We start from the raw sequence: 17,680 nt of genomic DNA on the forward strand, positions 1-17,680 counted from the left end.
ATCATCGTCGATGACTTCGCGCTGTTGGGTTTCCGGTATTGCTGGTGATGACCTCCTTCAGCGGGTGTTAGATAGCGTCAGGCCCTTGCCTGTCGCGCTCCAGGTGCGCCGCCAGTTTGCGGCGTGCCTGAATGGCGGCCTGGTCGGTCTGGACAATGATTTCGGGATAGTCGAGATGGCGAGGATCGTGGGTAATCCGGCGGTGTACGGCCTCGATGATCGCCTTGTCTTCGGCAAAACCGATATCGGTGATGTTCTTGAACTTGAGCAGCATCTGCGGGTCCATGTTCGGAATGTCGAAACCCACGAACCACAGGTAGCGAAAGCGTGTCGGCGATTCCGGCGTCGTGACGTGGATAACCTTGAACTGATAGGTCGAGCGCGTGCCTGGCTCGGGGTCAGGGTCTTCAATATCCAACGTGGCCACGTTCAAGGCGGGGCTGATATAGGTGCCGTAGTTGTATCGGTTCACCGGCTTGCTCATGCTGATGCCCGTGGCTTCGGCGAACATGGGTGGCAAGGTGCAGTCGATGAACTCCTGGCGGTACGTCACGGTGTCGTCCGTGGTGGTGACCTTGGGCGGGTTGACCCAGTCGAGGATCTTGAACGAGGTGGCGTGCACATAGCCAAAGTGCGTCAGATCAAGCACGTTCTCCTTGAGCAACATGTAATTGCCGTCTGCCACGGTCTCGCCCGTCCAGAACGAGAAGGCCGGATCGGCTGGCCATTGCGCCTGCTCCGGAGGGCCGGTTTCGATACGCTCCGGGTCACCCATCCAGATCCAAATGAACGGTGGACGCTCCTCGATGGCATAGCGCTTGACCCTGCAGCGGCTGGGGATTTGGCTTTGCGAGGGGATACGCACACAGTCGCCTTGGGGGCCAAACGTGAATCCGTGATAGCCACACTGAATGTTGTCGCCCGTCACCTTGCCGGAAGACAGTGGCGCCCAACGGTGGGGGCAGCGGTCATCCAGGGCGACGACGCCACCGTCTTCCTTGCGGTACAGCACCACCGGCATTTCCAACAGGGTCAAGGCCACCGGTTCGCGTTGCACCTGGTCCGACGTGGTGGCCACCCACCAGCAGTTTCGCGGGTAATTGGCCTTGATGATGGGGTTCGCCTCGGGGCGGGGTTCAGGCATGTCGGTCATAGCGGTTCTCTCCCTGTTTCACATTCATCAATTGCCAGCATCCGGCATCAGCCCTGCGGCATTGATTGCAACCAGCGCACAGCGTTCGTCGTTGTCCGAGGTGTCGCCACTGATACCGATGGCACCGAGTATTTCGCCTGCTTCGTTACGGATCAGAACGCCCCCCGGAACCGGCAGCATGTTGCCGGTGGCGAGGTTGCCCAGTGCGCCAAAAAACGCCGGCATGAGTTCCGCCCGCCGGGCCAGTTCTCGTCCACCAAAGCCCATGCCCAGCACTGAACTGGCTTTGCCGCTGGCGATCTGCGGCCTGAGCAAACTGGCGCGCTCGTCACGCTTGAGTGCCAACAGGTGCCCCCCGGCATCCAGTACCGCCACGCACAAGGGGTGAAAGCCTTGGCGCTGCCCTTCGCGCAGGGCTTCATCCACCATGCGATCCGCTACAGCCAGAGTGAGTCGATTCATAACACGCACCTCAGCGATTATTAGCGGTGGAGGGCGCGCGTTTGCCCAAGTCGATAGCGCGTTGCCGGGTGTGCAGTTCGGCCCATTTGACGGTGCTCAAATCGGTCACCTTGTAGGGGTCATAGCCCGGTACCTGGGCCTCGATGCGCCGCCCACCCAGATAGACGCCGCGAATGCGTTCGCGCTCTTGCAGGATCGCTACATTGTCCAGCGGTGAACCGTCCACCCGAATGAAGTCAGCGCGGCGTCCCACCTCCAAAGCCCCCACCGATTGCGAGGCGGGCATCATTTTCGCCGACACCGAAGTCGCTGCGCGTAAGGCCTGTGCCGGTGTCAGACCGAGCCAGTCCACCAGAATCTCGATTTCCCGTGCATGCCATTCTCCGTACGGCGTGATGGCAAAGCCGCTATCGCTGCCCGCCATGAACGGCACGCCCGCCTCGAAGGCGCGGCGCAGGTTGCGACAGCCAATGTCGATGACCCGCCGCTGCATGGCCGCATACCCCGACCGGGTGGAGGCCTCGTAGTCTTCGGCGAATTCCACGTTGTTGGCGAGCATGGTGAAGGTCGGCGCGACATGACAGCCTGATTCCAGGATCGCCTCGATGCAGGCGTCATCCATGAAGAAACCGTGGAAGATAACATCGACCCCGGCCTTGGCCGCATACAGCACCGCCTCGCGCCCATAGGCATGCACCGCGACCTTTTTTCCGAGCCGGTGAATCTCGTCCACCATGAAACTTGTTTCGTCCTGGGTGAAGGCAGCGATATGTTCGCCGTTAGGTCGAAAGTGCGGCCCGTCCATGGCGATTTTCATCAGGTCCACGCCGTCTTTGGCCTGACGGCGAATTTCGCTGATCTGGTCGTCGCGCGTCGCACACAGGCGCCCGGTGAAGTAATCAGGTGTTCCCACCCAGCTAGGAAACCAGTCGTTCAGGCTTTGTCGATTGGAAATAACGTTGCTGCTGGCAGCGATGCGCGGCCCGGTGAACATCCCGGCGTTGATCGCATTGCGCACCGAAATACTGCAGTTGCCGGCATCCCCGGGGACGACGACCGATGTGTAGCCCGCCGCGAGCACATGCTGGGTAAAGAACAAACCACGCAGGGCGCGAAATTCCGGGGACACGTGCAGGTCCACGTCTTCCTCGCTTTTGGCATTGCCAAAAACGATGTGGGTGTGGACGTCCACCAGTCCCGGCATGACAAAGTGGTCGCCGGTGTCGATGATTTGCTCACCCGGAACCGGCTCGGGGGCTGAGGCTTGAGGACCGACATAGCTGAATACACCGTTCTCGATCACCAATCGCTGGTGTTGCCGAGGGGTGTCCTCCAGGCCAGTAAACAGCGTGGGGCAATTGACATGGATACGGGTCATGGCGTGGGTTCTCTTGTTGTTATGGCAGGTGTCGGGTTCAGACTGAAAGTCCTTTGGTCGTGGCCAAATCCCAACCGTGTCAAATAGGCTCAGCCGTGCGCTTGAGCATTTCCTTGGTCTGGCCGATGCGATCAAACCGTTGTTCTCAGCAGCAAAGGGCACGCATGGTTGGGCAGAAATTTCAGGCAATCACTTGGTTTGCGCACCCTACGGGCTACGCTGGGACGCGTGCTACCTGGCTTGAAGATAGGGAGGAACGCGGAAGTTGACTAATCGTAAGTTGGGATGGAAAGTATTTTAAAAATAACTACAAGAACGGGCCTGCTACCATGCGTTTCAACCACCTCGACCTCAACCTGCTAGTGGCCCTCGACGTCTTGCTCGAAGAGCAAAACATCACCCGCGCCGCTATTCGCCTGCATGTCACCCAATCGGCGCTGAGCGGCATACTGCGTCGGCTGCGCAATTATTTTGAGGACGAGCTGCTGGTGCAGGTGGGCAGAACCATGGCCCTGACACTGCTGGGAAAGGATCTGCAGATCCCGGTGCGCGAGGTATTGCTCAAGATCCAGACGTCCATTGCGGCGCGACCGGTGTTCGATGTCACTCAGAGTAAACGTCACTTCCGCATCATGGCGTCCGACTATTTGATCAATGTGCTGTTCGCCCAGGTCATTCACCTGATCAGTGAAGAAGCCCCCCACGTGACGTTCGAACTTTTAAGTCCGGGGGAAATGGCTGTTGAAATGCTGATGCGCGGGGAAATCGACCTGATGATTGCGCCTGAGCAACACATCAACGCGGACCATCCTTCGCAACTGCTGTTCGAAGAGCAGCATGTGTGCGTGTGCTGGGAAGGCAATACGAGTGTGGAAACCCCTTTCACCCTGGAAAACTACCTGGCGCTGGGCCATGTCGCCGCCGCTTTTGGTCGCAGTCGAACACCGGCCATCGAGGAGTGGTTCATGAGCCAGTATGGCTGCAAACGCAGGCTGGAAGTCATCACCCACGACTTCAACACCATTCCCCATTTGCTGATCGGCTCGCAACGAATCGCCACCATGCACAGCCGCCTGGCTTACCTCTATGCGCAGTTGCTGCCTTTGCGCATCCTGCCGCCCCCGGTCAAGTTACCGGTGATGCGCGAATACATGGCCTGGCACCGAAGTCTGGATGGGGATGCCATGTTGGGCTGGCTGCGAGCAAAACTACTCGACACCGTTAGCAGCTTCGAAGCGCCCGTAATGACGCCAAAACCTCATGCCTTGTCGACGGCCTGACGGTTCGCAGGCAATGTTTTACCGATAGACGATGAGGATTTCCGGATCGCCTCATCGTCGGTGACCATGTCCGGCCGGACGATACTTACACCGTCCCTTCGTCAGACCGGAGGCCGTTCTGGCTTTATCGCGGCTTAGCAGGTCCGCCCGCCCAACGTCTCCGCCACCCAATCCGCTATGTAATGCCCGGCATTAATACTGTTATCGAAGCTCGAATGTTGCACCCCACCCTCACGCTCAGTAAAAATCTTCAGCTCGCGCTTGGGACTGTTCACCAACTGCTCATAAGTGCGATGCGCCCACTTCAACGGAATCTGCGAATCCTTTTCCCCGTGCGTCACCAAAAACGGCACCTTGATCCGGTCCAGAATACCGTCCAGGTGCACGTTCTCGGCAATGGTCATGAACTGATCGAGGTCTTTGGCCCCCCACACCCAATTGACATGAGACCAGTAATGCGGCACCGGAAAACTGCCTTCTTTTTCCAGTCGACGCTTTTGCACGTCACGCCAATCGTGGTTGGCCCCCCACACCACGCCGCAGGCAAAACGCGGCTCGAACGCCACCGCACGCGGACAGTAATACCCCCCCAGCGATACACCCTCCATGCCAATACGCTTGGCGTCGACCTCATCACGGGTCTCCAGCCAATCGACCACCCGACTGGCCCAGTGCTCACTGTCGAAACGGGCAATCAAGTTATGCAGGCGCAAAGCTTCACCCGTGCCCGGTTGATCAACGATCAGCGAAGACACCCCACGCTTGGCCAGCCACATGGGCAAACCGACGCGGTATTTCATTTCCTTGGTCGAATCCAGCCCGTTGACCTGGACCAGAATCGGCGCCGGGCCTTGCACACCTTCGGCACGCACATACAACGCGGAAAGGTGAGTGCCCTCATAGGGGATTTCCACGCGCTCACAGTTCTCACCGGACAGCGCGATGCCACGCGCAAAAGTATCCAGGAAACGCTGATACAAGGCCTCGCGTCCGGCCGAACCGTGTGCTTGCAGGCGTTCACAGGTCATGTAATAGGTGGCCGCGCGGCTGTATTTTTCACCCGCTGACAGCAGCCTGTTGTTGGCCTCGTCGTCCTCGGCCAGTGAGCACAGTTTGTCGGCCATCCGCGACCAGGTCTCGCGGAACGCTTGGCTGCCGGCGGCATCCTGTTGTTTCGCCGCCTCTTGCAACGGGGCGCACATTTCCTCGATTTCGCCTATCTTGGCGCCCATCTCGATGGCGAGGTCCACGGACAGGTTCCACACGTAGTTGGTTGGAAAGTAACGGAACATGGTGTCTTTCTTCCTTTGGTTTTTTATTGGCAGAAGGAGGCGCATGTCCAACGTTAAGGAATGAGGATTTATTTGGCTAATCGTGAGTCCGGATGCGAGGTATCGCGAACGCCGATACGACAGATCGGTGCATCAGACACAACACCAATCCCAGTAGGAGCTGCCGAAGGCTGCGATTGGCATTGAATCGCGGCGACCGGTTCCCGGTCGATCGCAGCCTTCGGCAGCTCCTACAGTGAGACGCACATCCTGTGGGAGCAGACGAAAATTACGCGACCGCGAGGTGGTCCGGGCTCAGGGTGAATTCACTGATGCGTTCGCGCAGCCAGCGGTGCATGGGGTCGCCGTCCATGCTGCGGTGCCAGAGCATGTGCTCGCGCATCACCGGCAGTTTGACCGGAGGCGGCAACAGGCGCAGGGGCAAATGTTCGGCGTACAACTCGGCCAGACGCCGGTGGGTGGTGGCGATGCGTTCAGTGCCGATCACCAGTTGCGGCAAGGTGTTGAAGTCATTGGTGATGACTTCCAGGCGCCGGCTGAAGCCGTACTGGTTCATGAACCAGTCCTCAATGCTCAAGTGCCGACTACGGCCGAAGCCCACCGAGATGTGCCCCATCTCCATGTACTGCTCCAGCGACAGGCTGTTGCCCACCAGCGAGTTGCCGTTCCACACCACGCAGACATGCTCTTCTTCAAACAACAGCTGCGAAGGGTGGCCCTCGATGATGTAGCGCTCGGGCACGATCATCAGGTCGACTTCGCCACGCACCAGCAGCTCGGCGGAGTTATCGCCGGGGCCCAGCAATTCGAAGGTGATGCGCGGCGCGCTGTGGTGAATCTGCTGGATCACCCGGGCCATCATCACGCTGATCAAATAGTCGGAAACGATCAGCCGAAAATGCCGTTTGCTGGTGTTGGGGTCGAACACCGGTTTGGCGGTGATCGATGACTGAATCGTCAGCAGCACTTCGCGCACCGGCCCGGCCAGTTCCAGCGCATAGGGCGTGGGCTGCATCCTGCGCCCCACCTGCACCATCAATTCGTCTTCGAAATAGTCGCGCAGGCGCCCAAGGACGCCACTGGTAGCGGACTGCGTCATGTGCAGACGCTCGGCGGCGCGGGTGATGTTTTGCTCTTCGAGGATCACATCGAGCGCAACCAACAGGTTCAGGTCGAGATTATTGAATCGCATGGCAGGGTCATCGGCTTTTGTATTTGTTTTCTCGATACCTTCGGGGTTTGGTATCGCCGCGTCAACCTTCAGCAGGGTAGATCACCGCCGCGAATCCTTCATCAACGCCGCGCCAGTCCCTGGGCGGCAGGTATTGCGATTGCCGATACGTCGCATCCCAACACGCGATTAGTCAGGCGCCGGGTGCAGCGGCAATCTCTGCCACCAGTGGGTGGGGATTCATATCGCTACCGACAACACCACCGGATTCGCGAGCCCTCAACGGGGCGCTGGTGCAGTCGCCTGCGAGGCTCGTGTCCGTATCATAATTTCAATGGAGTGGTATGCCATGAACATCATTGGCCTTGACGCCCTGATCTTTGGTGTCGATGACATCCAGGCGTGTAGCGACTGTTTGCGTGACTATGGTTTGACCCCGGTTGAGGTGGATGCACAGGGTGGGCGCTTTGAGGCCCTGGATGGGACGTCGGTGATTATTCGCCACGCCGACGATGCGCAGTTGCCGCCCGCCATAGGGCCGGCACCGTCGCTGGCGAGAAACCGTTTATGGCGTGGCCAGCGCCGCTGATCTGGACGCGATTGCCCAGGAACTGGGGCGTGATCGTCAGGTCAGCAGCGATGCCAACGGCGTGCTGCACAGCGTCGATGACATGGGCTTTGCCATCGCCTTTCAAGTCACCGTGCGCCGCCCGTTCAGCGCACCGGCCGACCTGACCAATGCCCCCGGCAGCGCACCGCAACGTCCGTTGAATCAACTGGGCATATCGCTGGACATGCCAGCGGTGCCGCGCACCTTGTCCCACGTCGTGTATTTCGTCCCGGACGCGGCCAAGGCCGAGGCGTTCTATGCCGAGCGGCTGGGGTTCATCACCACCGACAGTTTCATCGGTGCCGGCCCCTTCATGCGCCCCAGTGGGTCCGACGATCACCACTGCCTGTTCATGATCCAGACCCCGCCGCACATGAAGGGCTGTGAGCACTTCACCTTCCACATGGGCAGTGGCACCGAAGTGCTGCTGGCCGGTCGGCGTTTCGAGCAGAACGGCTGGACCAGTTTCTGGGGGCCGGGCCGTCATCTGTTTGGCTCCAACTGGTTCTGGTACTTCAACAGTCCGTTGGGCTGCCACATCGAATACGACGCCGACATGGACAAGCACGATGACACCTGGTCAGCGCGCCAGGCGCCGCTGTCATCGGATAACTCACAGCTGTTTTTGTTTACCTCGCGCGAGAAGTGGGCTCCGGGTGGTCCGCCACCGAAGCAGGAGTGATCGAGCGATGGCGGCGGCCGAGATGATTGCCCTGTGTCGGCTCGATGAGTTGCTGGAGGGTGAGGCCCGTGGATTCGATCCGTTGCAGCAGGGCAAGGACGTTGTATTTGCCCTGCGCAGTGGTGGTCAGGTGCGGCTTTATCGCAACAGTTGCCCGCACTTGGCGGTGCCGTTGCAGTACCGCAAAGACCGTTTTCTCTCGGCCAATGGTCAGCGAATTATCTGTTATGCGCATGGCGCGCAATTTCTGCCATTGACCGGGGAATGCGTCTACGGCCCGTGTCTGGGCGAGGTTTTAAACGCCTTGAGGTGGCATGAGGACGGCGGTTGGTTGCTGTTTTCCACCCACCAATTGCGTCCGCTGGAGGCCTGATTCAGGTATCGCGTGCGGCGATAGCTCGCATCGGATCATGCGATTAGTCAAATCCATCGTTTGACGAGAAGCTGTAGCCATCGCAGGACATGCAGTGGCGCTCTCGCATAAAAACAATAAGTGAGGAACCCATGAATTCAGTCAGTAAGGTATTAATCGTAGGTGGGGGTATCGGTGGCCTGTGCTCGGCCATTGCCCTGCGCCGCCAGGGTATCGAAGTCGACCTGGTCGAGCTCAAGGCCGAGTGGACCGTCTACGGCGTCGGCATCATCCAGCAGTGCAACGTGATCCGGGAAATGGCCCGTCTGGGTGTCCTCGACGGTTACCTCAGCGCCGCATTCCCGTTTGAAGAAGTCGCCGTCTACACCGCCGACGGCGCCACCTTGGCACGGATACCCGGTCAACGCCTGGCCGGCCCGGACTACCCGGCCAATGTCGGTATTTCCCGCCTGGCGTTGCATAACGTGTTGAGTCAAACCGCCGAGCAATTAGGCACCCACATTCGTCTGGGCCTGAGTGTCGACAGCTTCGAACAGGATGCCGACGGCGTTGATGTGCAGTTCACTGACGGCACCCAGGGCCGTTACGGGCTGGTGGTAGGCGCCGATGGTTTGTTCTCCAAAGTTCGCCAACTGCTGTTTGGTGACACCTATCAGCCGCGCCACACCGGTCAGTCGGTATGGCGCCACAACTTCAAGCGTGTGCCAGAGATCGACCACCTGGCCACCTACCACGGTCCGGAAGGCAACGCGGGTCTGTGCCCGCTGGCCGATGACCTGATGTACCTGTTCCTGACCTCTTACGAACCCGGTAATCCTTGGATGGACCCCAGCACCCTGGCCGAAGAAATGCGCAAGCGTCTGGGTGCGTTCAGCGGCCTGATCGGCGAGTTGCGCGAGCAGATTACCGACAGCTCGCAGGTGGTCTACAAGCCAATGGAAGTGGTGTTCGTCAGCGAGCCCTGGTTCCGCGGCCGCGTGCTGCTGATCGGCGACGCGGCCCACGCTACCACGCCACACCTGGGGCAGGGCGCTGGTATGGCCATCGAGGATGCGGTGGTACTGGGCGAACTGATGGGTGAGCAGGGCGGTGCACCGATCAATGAACTGCTCGAGCGCTTCATGCAACGCCGCTACGAGCGCTGCAAGTTCATCAGCGAAAGCTCGATCCTCGCCGGCGACAAAGAAATCGCCCGCGATCATGACTTCGACCGGATCGGTCTGGTGCGCAAGATGCTGACACTCACGGCGGAGCCTATCTGACCGCATAGCGAGCGTGCGATACGGACGCGCCCCACGACGGGCGCGGCGGAACTTAAAACAAGAACAACAGTGAGGTTTCTCCATGGAACGTGCCCACACTGCCGCCTTGCGCGGTGGACGCCCTCCCTTTGCCCTCAGTTTGATCGGGCTGCTGGTCGGGATGCTCAGCACCACGGTACAGGCGTTCGAGTTCGATACCGGCAACCCCGACATCAAAACCCGCTTTGACAACACATTCAAGTACAGCGCGGCGTGGCGGGTGCACGATCAGTCCGACAAGCTGACCGAAGGCCAGACCGCGCTGAACCAGGACGACGGCGACCGCAACTTCGACAAGGGCCTGATCTCCAACCGCCTCGATTGGCTGTCGGAGTTCGATATCAGTTACCAGAACATCGGCGCGCGGGTCAGCGGCGCAGCCTGGTATGACGATGTCTACAACAAGAGCAATGACAACAACTCCGTTGGCCGGGTCAACAGCGTTTCGGTGGATTCCGATCACTTCACCGACGACACCCGCGACCTGCACGGACGCAAGGCTGAACTGCTGGATGCGTTCATCTACGGCAAGGGCGACATGGGCGATATGCCGGTTTCCGGGCGCCTCGGCCAATACGCCATGCAGTGGGGCGAAAGCCTGTTCTACGGGATCAACGGCATCGCCGGCGGCATGGCGCCGATCGACATTGTTAAAGGCCTGTCCGTACCCAACACCCAGTTCAAAGAGCTGATTCGTCCCGTGCAACAGATGTCCGGGCAATTGCAGCTGACTCCCGACGTGTCCGTCGGCGCCTACTACCAGTTCAAATGGGAAGCCGACCGCTTTCCGGCGGCAGGCAGTTACTTCTCCAGCTCAGACGCCTTCGGCGCTGGCAACGAGCGGCTGTTTATCGGTGCTCCGTTGTTTCCTGGCGGTCAGCCACTGGCGTTCTTTCACGGGCAGAACAAGGACGCCCAGGACTCGGGGCAGGGCGGTGTGCAGCTGCGCATTCGCAGTGAAACCGTGGACTGGGGCCTGTACGCGATTCGCTACCACGACAAATCGCCGCAGTTGTTGGTGCGCCCGGACTTCGCCAACCTGAACCCAGTGAGCGGGCAGGCGGGTGAGTACTACTGGGTATACCCGCAAGGCATCGAAGCACTCGGCGCCAGCTTCTCGACCACCTTGAGCAACTACAACGTCGCGGGTGAACTCTCCACCCGTTGGCACCAACCGCTGGCCTCGACCAATCAGACCACGTTGCTGCCGGGCGAAGGCATCAACAACGACAACGATCCGCTGTACGCCACTGGCCACACCTTGCACGCCAACCTGTCGTGGCTGGCAACCATGGACCCGTCGTTCATTGCCAGGGAAGCCAGCTTCCTCGGTGAGTTCGCCTGGAACCGCACCCTCAGCGTCACCCGTAATCCCGATGCCGTGGACCCGAATGCCGACCGCGATGCCTGGAGCATGCGCACGGTCTATGAACCGATGTATCGCCAAGCCTTTCCCGGCCTCGACCTGAGTGTGCCGATGGGCCTCAGTTATACCCATGGCAACTCGTCAGCGGTGGGCACCGGCTTCGGCAGCGACCACGGCGGCGACATGAACATCGGCCTCAAGGGCAACTACCTCAACGCCTGGAATGTCAGCCTGAACTACACGCACTTCTACGGGCCGGGCAACACCTTTCTCGACGCCAACAACAACTACACCTTCGATCAGTCGTTGAAAGACCGCGACTTCGTGGCTTTCTCCGTCAGCCGCACCTTCTGAGTCAGAGGATAAAAACATGAATGCCTGTAAACGCCTGACTGCCGCCTTAACCCTTCTGGCCTCCTCGTTGCTCATTGCCCACGGCGCGATGGCGGCGGTTTCCGCCGACGAAGCCGCCAAACTGAAAACCACCCTGACGCCACTGGGTGGTGAGCGTGCGGGTAACGCTGCCGGGACCATCCCGGCCTGGAATGGCGGCTATACCACCGTCGATCCGGCTTACAAAGACGGCGGCAAACGCGGCGACCCGTTCGCTAATGAGAAGCCGCTGTACACCATCAACGCGCAAAACATGGGGCAGTACGCCGACAAGTTGTCCGACGGCATCAAGGCGATGCTGAAGAAATACCCGGACACCTACCACTTGGACGTGTACCCGACGCACCGCACGGCGGCCGCGCCGGAATGGGTCTATGACAACACCTTCAAGAACGCCACCACCGGCAAACTGGTGCAGACCGGCACCGGCCTTCAGCCGCAAGACGCCAAGGGCGGCGTTCCGTTTCCAATTCCGCAAAACGGCGCCGAGGCGATCTGGAACCACCTGACCCGCTGGCGCGCGGCGTCGTGGCATACCAGCTTCAACCAATACGTGATCACCAGCGACGGCAAACCGGTACTGACCAACGACTCACGGGCCGACTACCAGATGCCCTGGTACCTGTCGGACGGCCAAGGTAAGGACGGGGTCTACTGGAGCATCCGCATGATCAACGACGGCCCGCCGTTGCGCGCGGGCGAGGCGATTACCGGGCGTGAAAACGTCGATGCCGACAAGACCGCCATCTGGACGTATCTGCCGGGACAACGTCGTGTTCGTCGCTTGCCCAACGGCTGCTGCGACACGCCAACACCGGCCACCGCCGGGGTCATGAGCTTCGACGAACTGTACGTGTTCGACGGCCGCATCGACCGCTTCGACTGGAAGCTGGTGGGCAAGAAAGAGATGTACATCCCGTACAACTCGAACAGGGTATTCACCGCCGCCAACCCGACCGATCTGCTGGGCGCGCACCACTTGAATCCGGGCGCGATCCGCTGGGAGCTGCACCGGGTCTGGGTAGTTGAAGCGACCTTGGCACCCGGCAAGCGCCACGTGATGCCGAAGAGCACCTACTACCTCGACGAAGACACCTGGGCTGCCGTCCTCGGCGAACGTTATGACGCCCAGAACCAACTGGCCAAGGTGATGTGGACCACGCCCGTGGTACTGCCTGACCTGCCGGGCGTGGTGACCGTCACCAACGGCTTCTACGACATGATCTCCGGGGCCTGGTTTACCGGCGACATCTTCGCCGGCAAGAGCGAGCAATACCGGGTAGTGCCGACCTACAAAGACTCGGTGTTCACCGGCGATGCGATGGCGGGCGAAGGCGTTCGTTGAACCCGTATCAGGCGCCCATTGTCATGGGCGCCTACCGTTGAGGAGAGGCGTGATGGCCCGTCGTTTTATCTATAAGAGCCTGCCACTGGCGCTACTGATGTTGGCTGCGCAGTTATCGACACAGGCCGCTGGTTTTCCGGATGTGCTGGCGCAACCCAGCGTGATGTCGAGCCAGGCCAGTCATGCGGTATTGCTTGGGGTGACCCGGGCCGGTGCGCGTCTGGTGGCGGTTGGCGAGCGCGGTGTGGTGCTGCTGTCCGATGACAACGGGCTGAACTGGCGTCAGGTCCAGGTGCCGGTCAGCTCGACCCTGACTGCGGTGCAGTTCGTGGATGCCAGTCAGGGTTGGGCCACCGGGCATTCGGGCGTGGTGTTGCACAGCGCCGATGGCGGGCAAAGCTGGTCGTTACAGCTCGACGGTCGCAAGGCCGCTGCGCTGGAACTGGCCGACGCACAGGCCGCAGCAAAGGCGACCGCTGATGACCCGGCGCTGCAACATCGCCTCGACAACGCCCAACGTCTGGTCACCGATGGCCCGGACAAACCCTTTCTGGCGCTGAACTTCAGCGATGCGCAACACGGCATCGTCGTCGGTGCCTACGGCCTGGCGATGCACACCGAAGATGGCGGCCAGAGCTGGCACTCGTGGATGGGCCGCATTCCCAACGAACAAGGGCTGCACCTGTACGCGGTGGCCCAGTCCAGCAATGTCCTTTATCTGGCCGGCGAGCAGGGTTTGCTGCTGCGCTCGCAGGATGGCGGGACACACTTCGAGCGCCTCGACAGCCCTTACGAGGGCAGCTATTTCACCCTGGCATTGCAGGCCGACGACGCGCTGTTGGTCGGCGGTCTGCGTGGCAAGTTGTTTCGCTCCCGCGATCAGGGCACCCGCTTTGAAGCGCTGGCTAACCCGATGCCGATCTCGCTCGGCTCGGTGGTGCGAGTCGGTTCGCGGTTGATCTGGGTCAATCAGGCCGGCGGTCTGCTGCAAAACATAGATAGCGAAAACCTGTTGCACCCGCTGACGGCACCGGCGGGTGCTCCGCTCACGGCCGTTGCCGGGGCCGCCGATGGCAGCCTGGTCGGCGTCGGTTTCGGTGGGGTCGCCCGCTTATCGATTCCGAGTCTGTTTTTGTCACCCAGCAGCCCAGCAAACGCGGTAGCGGAGTAAGCGCATGAAAGTCCCGAATTCCAAGTCCTCTCAGACAGTCATCCGCGATCTGGCCCACTTCGATCAGCAGTCAGGTTCGCTGCTGGAGCGCGCGCTGTTCAATCATCGGCGGATCGTGCTGCTGCTGTGTCTGGGGCTGACGCTGCTGTTCGGCTGGCAGGCTACGCGCTTGCAGCTCAACGCCAGTTTCGAAAAAATGATCCCCACCGATCATCCGTACATTCTCAACTACCTGAGCCATCGCAAAGAGCTGTCCGGTCTGGGCAACGCAGTGCGCATCGCGGTGGAGAATAAATCCGGTTCGATCTACGACGCGCACTATCAGGAGCAACTGCAAAAGCTCAATGATCAGGTGTACCTGTTGCCTGGGGTTGACCGTGCGTTCATGAAGTCGTTGTGGACGCCGGCCACGCGCTGGGTCGGAGTGACGGAGGAGGGCCTTGAAGGCGGCCCGGTGATTCCCGATGGCTACCAGGGCGACGAGGCCAGTCTGCAAGCCCTCAAGCGTAACGTCGAACGTTCCAATGAAATCGGGCAACTGGTGGCGTTCGACCAGCGCTCCAGCATTATCTACGTGCCACTGCTGGAAACCACGCCGGACGGCCAGCCGCTGGATTACACCAAGCTGTCACAAGAACTGGAAAGCCTGCGTCAGCAGTACCAAAGCGACACGCTGGGCATCCACATCACCGGCTTTGCCAAAGTGGTCGGTGACCTGATCGATGGCCTCAAACAGATCCTGATGTTCTTCGCAGCGGCGTTAATCATCACTGCCGCGGTGCTCTACTGGTACACCCGCTGGCGTGCGCAGTACCGCATTGGTGGTCAGTTGCTCGTTGGTGGCGGTGGTCTGGCAATTGGGTCTGCTGCCGATGCTCGGTTATCAACTCGACCCGTATTCGGTGCTGGTGCCGTTTCTGGTGTTCGCCATCGGCATGAGCCACGGCGCGCAGAAGATGAACGGGATCATGCAAGACATCGGTCGCGGCGTGCACAAGCAGATAGCTGCGCGCTATACCTTTCGCCGCTTGTTCCTCGCCGGGTTGACCGCACTGTTGTGCGATGCGGTGGGCTTTGCGGTGCTGATGATCATCAAGATCCAGGTGATTCAGGACCTGGCGGTGATCGCCAGTATCGGCGTCGCGGTGTTGATCTTCACCAACCTGATTCTGCTGCCAATCCTGCTGTCTTATCTGGGGGTCAGCCAACGTGCTGCGCTGCGCAGCCTCAAAAGCGAGCAACTGGCCGAAGCCGGTGGTGACAAACACGCCATGTGGCGTTTCCTCGACCTGTTCACCCAGCGTAAATGGGCCACTGTCGGTGTTGTCGTGGCGGCGCTGCTGGCCGGTGGTGGTTATCTGGTGAGCCTGCAACTCAAGGTCGGCGACCTTGATCCCGGCGCTCCCGAGCTGCGTGCCGACTCCCGTTACAACCGCGACAACGGGTTCATGGCCGCGCACTACGGCGCCAGCAGCGATGTGTTCGCGGTGATGGTCAAGACCCCGGCGGGCGCCTGTTCGGACTACGACACCTTGCGCCGGGTCGACAACCTGGACTGGCAACTGCGCGGCCTGCAAGGCGTCGATTCGACCAACTCGCTGGCGCTGCTCAACCGCCGGGTGTTGGTCGGCCTCAGCGAAGGCAGCTCGAAATGGTACGAGTTGCTGAACAACCAGGCGACGCTGAACATGATCACCGCCGGTGCGCCGCGCGGCCTGTACAACGAAGATTGCAGCCTGCTGACGCTGTACACCTTTCTCTCCGACCACAAGGCCGACACCCTCAGCCGGGTGGTGGACTCCGTGGCGAGCTTTGCCAAGGACAACGACAGCGATAAGGCGCAATTCCTGCTCGCTGCCGGCAACGCAGGGATCGAAGCCGCGACCAATATCGTGGTCAAGAAAGCCAGCCATGAAATGCTCTGGTGGGTGTATGGCGCGGTGATTCTGTTGTGCCTGGTGACCTTCCGCTCGTGGCGCGCGGTGCTCTGTGCGGTGTTGCCGCTGGTGTTGACCTCGATCCTCTGCGAGGCGCTGATGGTGGCGCTGGGCATCGGGGTCAAGGTCGCCACTTTGCCGGTCATCGCACTTGGCGTGGGCATTGGCGTCGACTATGCGCTGTACGTGATGAGCATCGTCCTCGCCCGTTTGCGTGAGGGCGTGACCTTGTCCGAGGCGTATTACAGCGCGCTGCTGTTCACCGGCAAGGTGGTGATGCTGACCGGCGTCACGTTGGCCATCGGCGTTGGCACCTGGGTGTTTTCACCGATCAAGTTCCAGGCCGACATGGGCATTTTGCTGGCGTTCATGTTCGTCTGGAACATGGTCGGAGCGCTGATGTTGCTGCCGGCGCTGGCGTACTTTCTGCTGCCGCGCAATGAACGTCAGCAGGCGCGTGAATCGCGCGCGATCAATCAGTCCAAGCCGCTGGTAGCAGCCAGTGTTGCGCAATTGCAGACCGACGAGCCACGTGGCTGTGCGGTGCTGGCATTCAAGGAAGGTGTGCGATGAACACCTCATCTCCACGTGCGCCGGGCCAGATGCAAGCCTGGTTGCTGTTGATTGCCAGTTGCCTGCCGGTGCTTGGCGCGGTGTTGCTGGCCCCAGTGTTGCCAGCGATGCAGGCACACTTTGCCGACGTGCCGCACGCCGCCGAGCTGGTGCCGGTGGCCCTGACCCTGCCGGCGTTGCTGGTGGGGTTGTTGGGTGGCGTCGCCGGCATGCTGATCGACCGCTACGGTCGCAAACGGCTGCTGTTGGGCGCGATGCTGGTCTACACCTTCTTCGGCACGCTGCCGTTGTGGTTCGATTCGCTGCCGATGATCCTGTTCAGTCGCGCGGGAATTGGCCTCGCCGAAGCGGTGGTGATGATCGGTTGCACCACCTTGATCGGCGATTACTTCCACGCTGAGCGTCGGGACAAGCTGCTGGCCTTGCAAACCGTGGTCACCTCGTTCTCTGCCACCCTGTTCATCGTCGCGGGCGGGGCCATGGGCGAGTTCGGCTGGCGTGCACCGTTCGTGCTGTACGCCGCCGGCATCGTGTTTCTGCCGCTGTTCTATTGGCTGACCTGGGAACCGCAACGCGAGCAACCAGCGGTTATGCATATCAGCCCAATGCACCGCCTGCCGTGGGCTGAATTGGCGCGGGTCTACCCGTTGGTGCTGTGTGCCGGGCTGGCGCTGTTCGTGGTGCCGGTGCAGGCCGGGTACTTGCTGAACCTGATCGGCGTCGACTCTCCGGCGCAAATCGGCGTGACCATGGGCCTCAATCAACTGGGCGTGTTGCTCGGTGCCTTGAGCTTTCGCTGGTTCGCCCGACGCTCCCCGGCGCGGTTGTTGCTCTGCGCGTTTTCGCTGGCAGGCCTCGCGGTACTGCTGATGAGCCTTGCGCAAAGCCACGCCCTGATCGGCATCGCCGTGGCCATGGCAGGCATCGGCTGCGGCCTGATGATCCCCACGCTGCTGCGCTGGACCCTGTCGCTGGTCGGTTTCGAACTGCGCGGGCGTGCTACGGGCGGGTTCATGGCGTGTTTCTTTGGCGGCGAGTTTGTCAGTCCATTACTGGTGGTGGTGCTCATGGCCAATGGCGCGAGCTTGCGCAGTGCGTTGGCGGTGGTGGGTGTCGGGTTGTTGCTGGTGGCGTTGACTTGCCTGTTGCTCGGGCGTCGCAAGGCCTTGGCGGGCAGTGTGGCGAGTGTCTGA

12 protein-coding genes and 2 pseudogenes are annotated in these 17,680 nt (G+C 60.7%); 9 read left to right on the forward strand and 5 right to left on the reverse strand.

What is annotated here, in order from left to right; all coding sequences use genetic code 11:
* Nucleotides 1-67: 67 nt before the first annotated feature.
* Genes ACF0H7_RS13630 through ACF0H7_RS13640 form a run of 3 tightly spaced genes read right to left on the reverse strand, consistent with a single transcriptional unit; the run spans nt 68 to nt 2,993 of the window.
* Complete coding sequence (locus ACF0H7_RS13630; RefSeq protein WP_397453264.1) at nt 68-1,153, reverse strand: Rieske 2Fe-2S domain-containing protein; 1,086 nt, start codon at nt 1,151-1,153, stop codon at nt 68-70.
* Between the two features lie 27 nt (nt 1,154-1,180).
* Nucleotides 1,181-1,615, reverse strand: a complete 435-nt coding sequence (locus ACF0H7_RS13635; protein WP_397453265.1) for a heme-binding protein — start codon at nt 1,613-1,615, stop codon at nt 1,181-1,183.
* A gap of 10 nt (nt 1,616-1,625) precedes the next feature.
* Nucleotides 1,626-2,993 (reverse strand): amidohydrolase family protein, encoded by a 1,368-nt coding sequence (locus ACF0H7_RS13640; protein ID WP_397453266.1) that lies wholly within the window; start codon nt 2,991-2,993, stop codon nt 1,626-1,628.
* 329 nt (nt 2,994-3,322) lie between these two features.
* On the opposite strand from ACF0H7_RS13640, the gene ACF0H7_RS13645 reads away from it, so the two are divergent.
* Complete coding sequence (locus tag ACF0H7_RS13645; RefSeq protein ID WP_397453267.1) at nt 3,323-4,273, forward strand: LysR family transcriptional regulator; 951 nt, start codon at nt 3,323-3,325, stop codon at nt 4,271-4,273.
* Between the two features lie 134 nt (nt 4,274-4,407).
* Here ACF0H7_RS13645 and ACF0H7_RS13650 read toward each other — a convergent pair whose 3' ends face one another.
* Nucleotides 4,408-5,565 carry an alpha/beta hydrolase family protein gene (locus ACF0H7_RS13650; protein WP_397453268.1) on the reverse strand — a complete coding sequence of 386 codons (1,158 nt, stop codon included), beginning with the start codon at nt 5,563-5,565 and terminating at the stop codon, nt 4,408-4,410.
* Nucleotides 5,566-5,833: 268 nt separating this feature from the next.
* The gene (locus ACF0H7_RS13655) at nt 5,834-6,757 is read right to left on the reverse strand and encodes a LysR family transcriptional regulator (protein ID WP_397453269.1); all 924 of its coding nucleotides are present in this window, start codon (nt 6,755-6,757) and stop codon (nt 5,834-5,836) included.
* 328 nt (nt 6,758-7,085) lie between these two features.
* On the opposite strand from ACF0H7_RS13655, the pseudogene ACF0H7_RS13660 reads away from it, so the two are divergent.
* The 8 genes and pseudogenes from ACF0H7_RS13660 (at nt 7,086) to ACF0H7_RS13695 (ending at nt 17,680) form a co-directional block, all read left to right on the forward strand.
* Nucleotides 7,086-8,028 (forward strand): annotated as a pseudogene (locus tag ACF0H7_RS13660) (VOC family protein).
* 7 nt (nt 8,029-8,035) lie between these two features.
* Complete coding sequence (locus ACF0H7_RS13665) at nt 8,036-8,401, forward strand: Rieske (2Fe-2S) protein (RefSeq protein ID WP_397453270.1); 366 nt, start codon at nt 8,036-8,038, stop codon at nt 8,399-8,401.
* A 131-nt stretch (nt 8,402-8,532) separates the two neighbouring features.
* Complete coding sequence (locus ACF0H7_RS13670) at nt 8,533-9,663, forward strand: FAD-dependent oxidoreductase (RefSeq protein ID WP_397453271.1); 1,131 nt, start codon at nt 8,533-8,535, stop codon at nt 9,661-9,663.
* 82 nt (nt 9,664-9,745) lie between these two features.
* Complete coding sequence (locus tag ACF0H7_RS13675; protein WP_397453272.1) at nt 9,746-11,422, forward strand: DUF1302 domain-containing protein; 1,677 nt, start codon at nt 9,746-9,748, stop codon at nt 11,420-11,422.
* A 16-nt stretch (nt 11,423-11,438) separates the two neighbouring features.
* Complete coding sequence (locus ACF0H7_RS13680; protein ID WP_397453273.1) at nt 11,439-12,806, forward strand: DUF1329 domain-containing protein; 1,368 nt, start codon at nt 11,439-11,441, stop codon at nt 12,804-12,806.
* A 52-nt stretch (nt 12,807-12,858) separates the two neighbouring features.
* Nucleotides 12,859-13,977 (forward strand): WD40/YVTN/BNR-like repeat-containing protein, encoded by a 1,119-nt coding sequence (locus tag ACF0H7_RS13685; protein ID WP_397453274.1) that lies wholly within the window; start codon nt 12,859-12,861, stop codon nt 13,975-13,977.
* 4 nt (nt 13,978-13,981) lie between these two features.
* Nucleotides 13,982-16,487, forward strand: a pseudogene (locus ACF0H7_RS13690) (RND family transporter).
* Nucleotides 16,484-17,680, forward strand: a complete 1,197-nt coding sequence (locus ACF0H7_RS13695) for an MFS transporter (protein WP_397453275.1) — start codon at nt 16,484-16,486, stop codon at nt 17,678-17,680. The pseudogene ACF0H7_RS13690 and the gene ACF0H7_RS13695 overlap by 4 nt, the downstream one beginning before the upstream one ends.

Origin of the sequence: Pseudomonas sp. NA-150 (assembly GCF_044336365.1) — a bacterium.
Taxonomy (GTDB): domain Bacteria; phylum Pseudomonadota; class Gammaproteobacteria; order Pseudomonadales; family Pseudomonadaceae; genus Aquipseudomonas.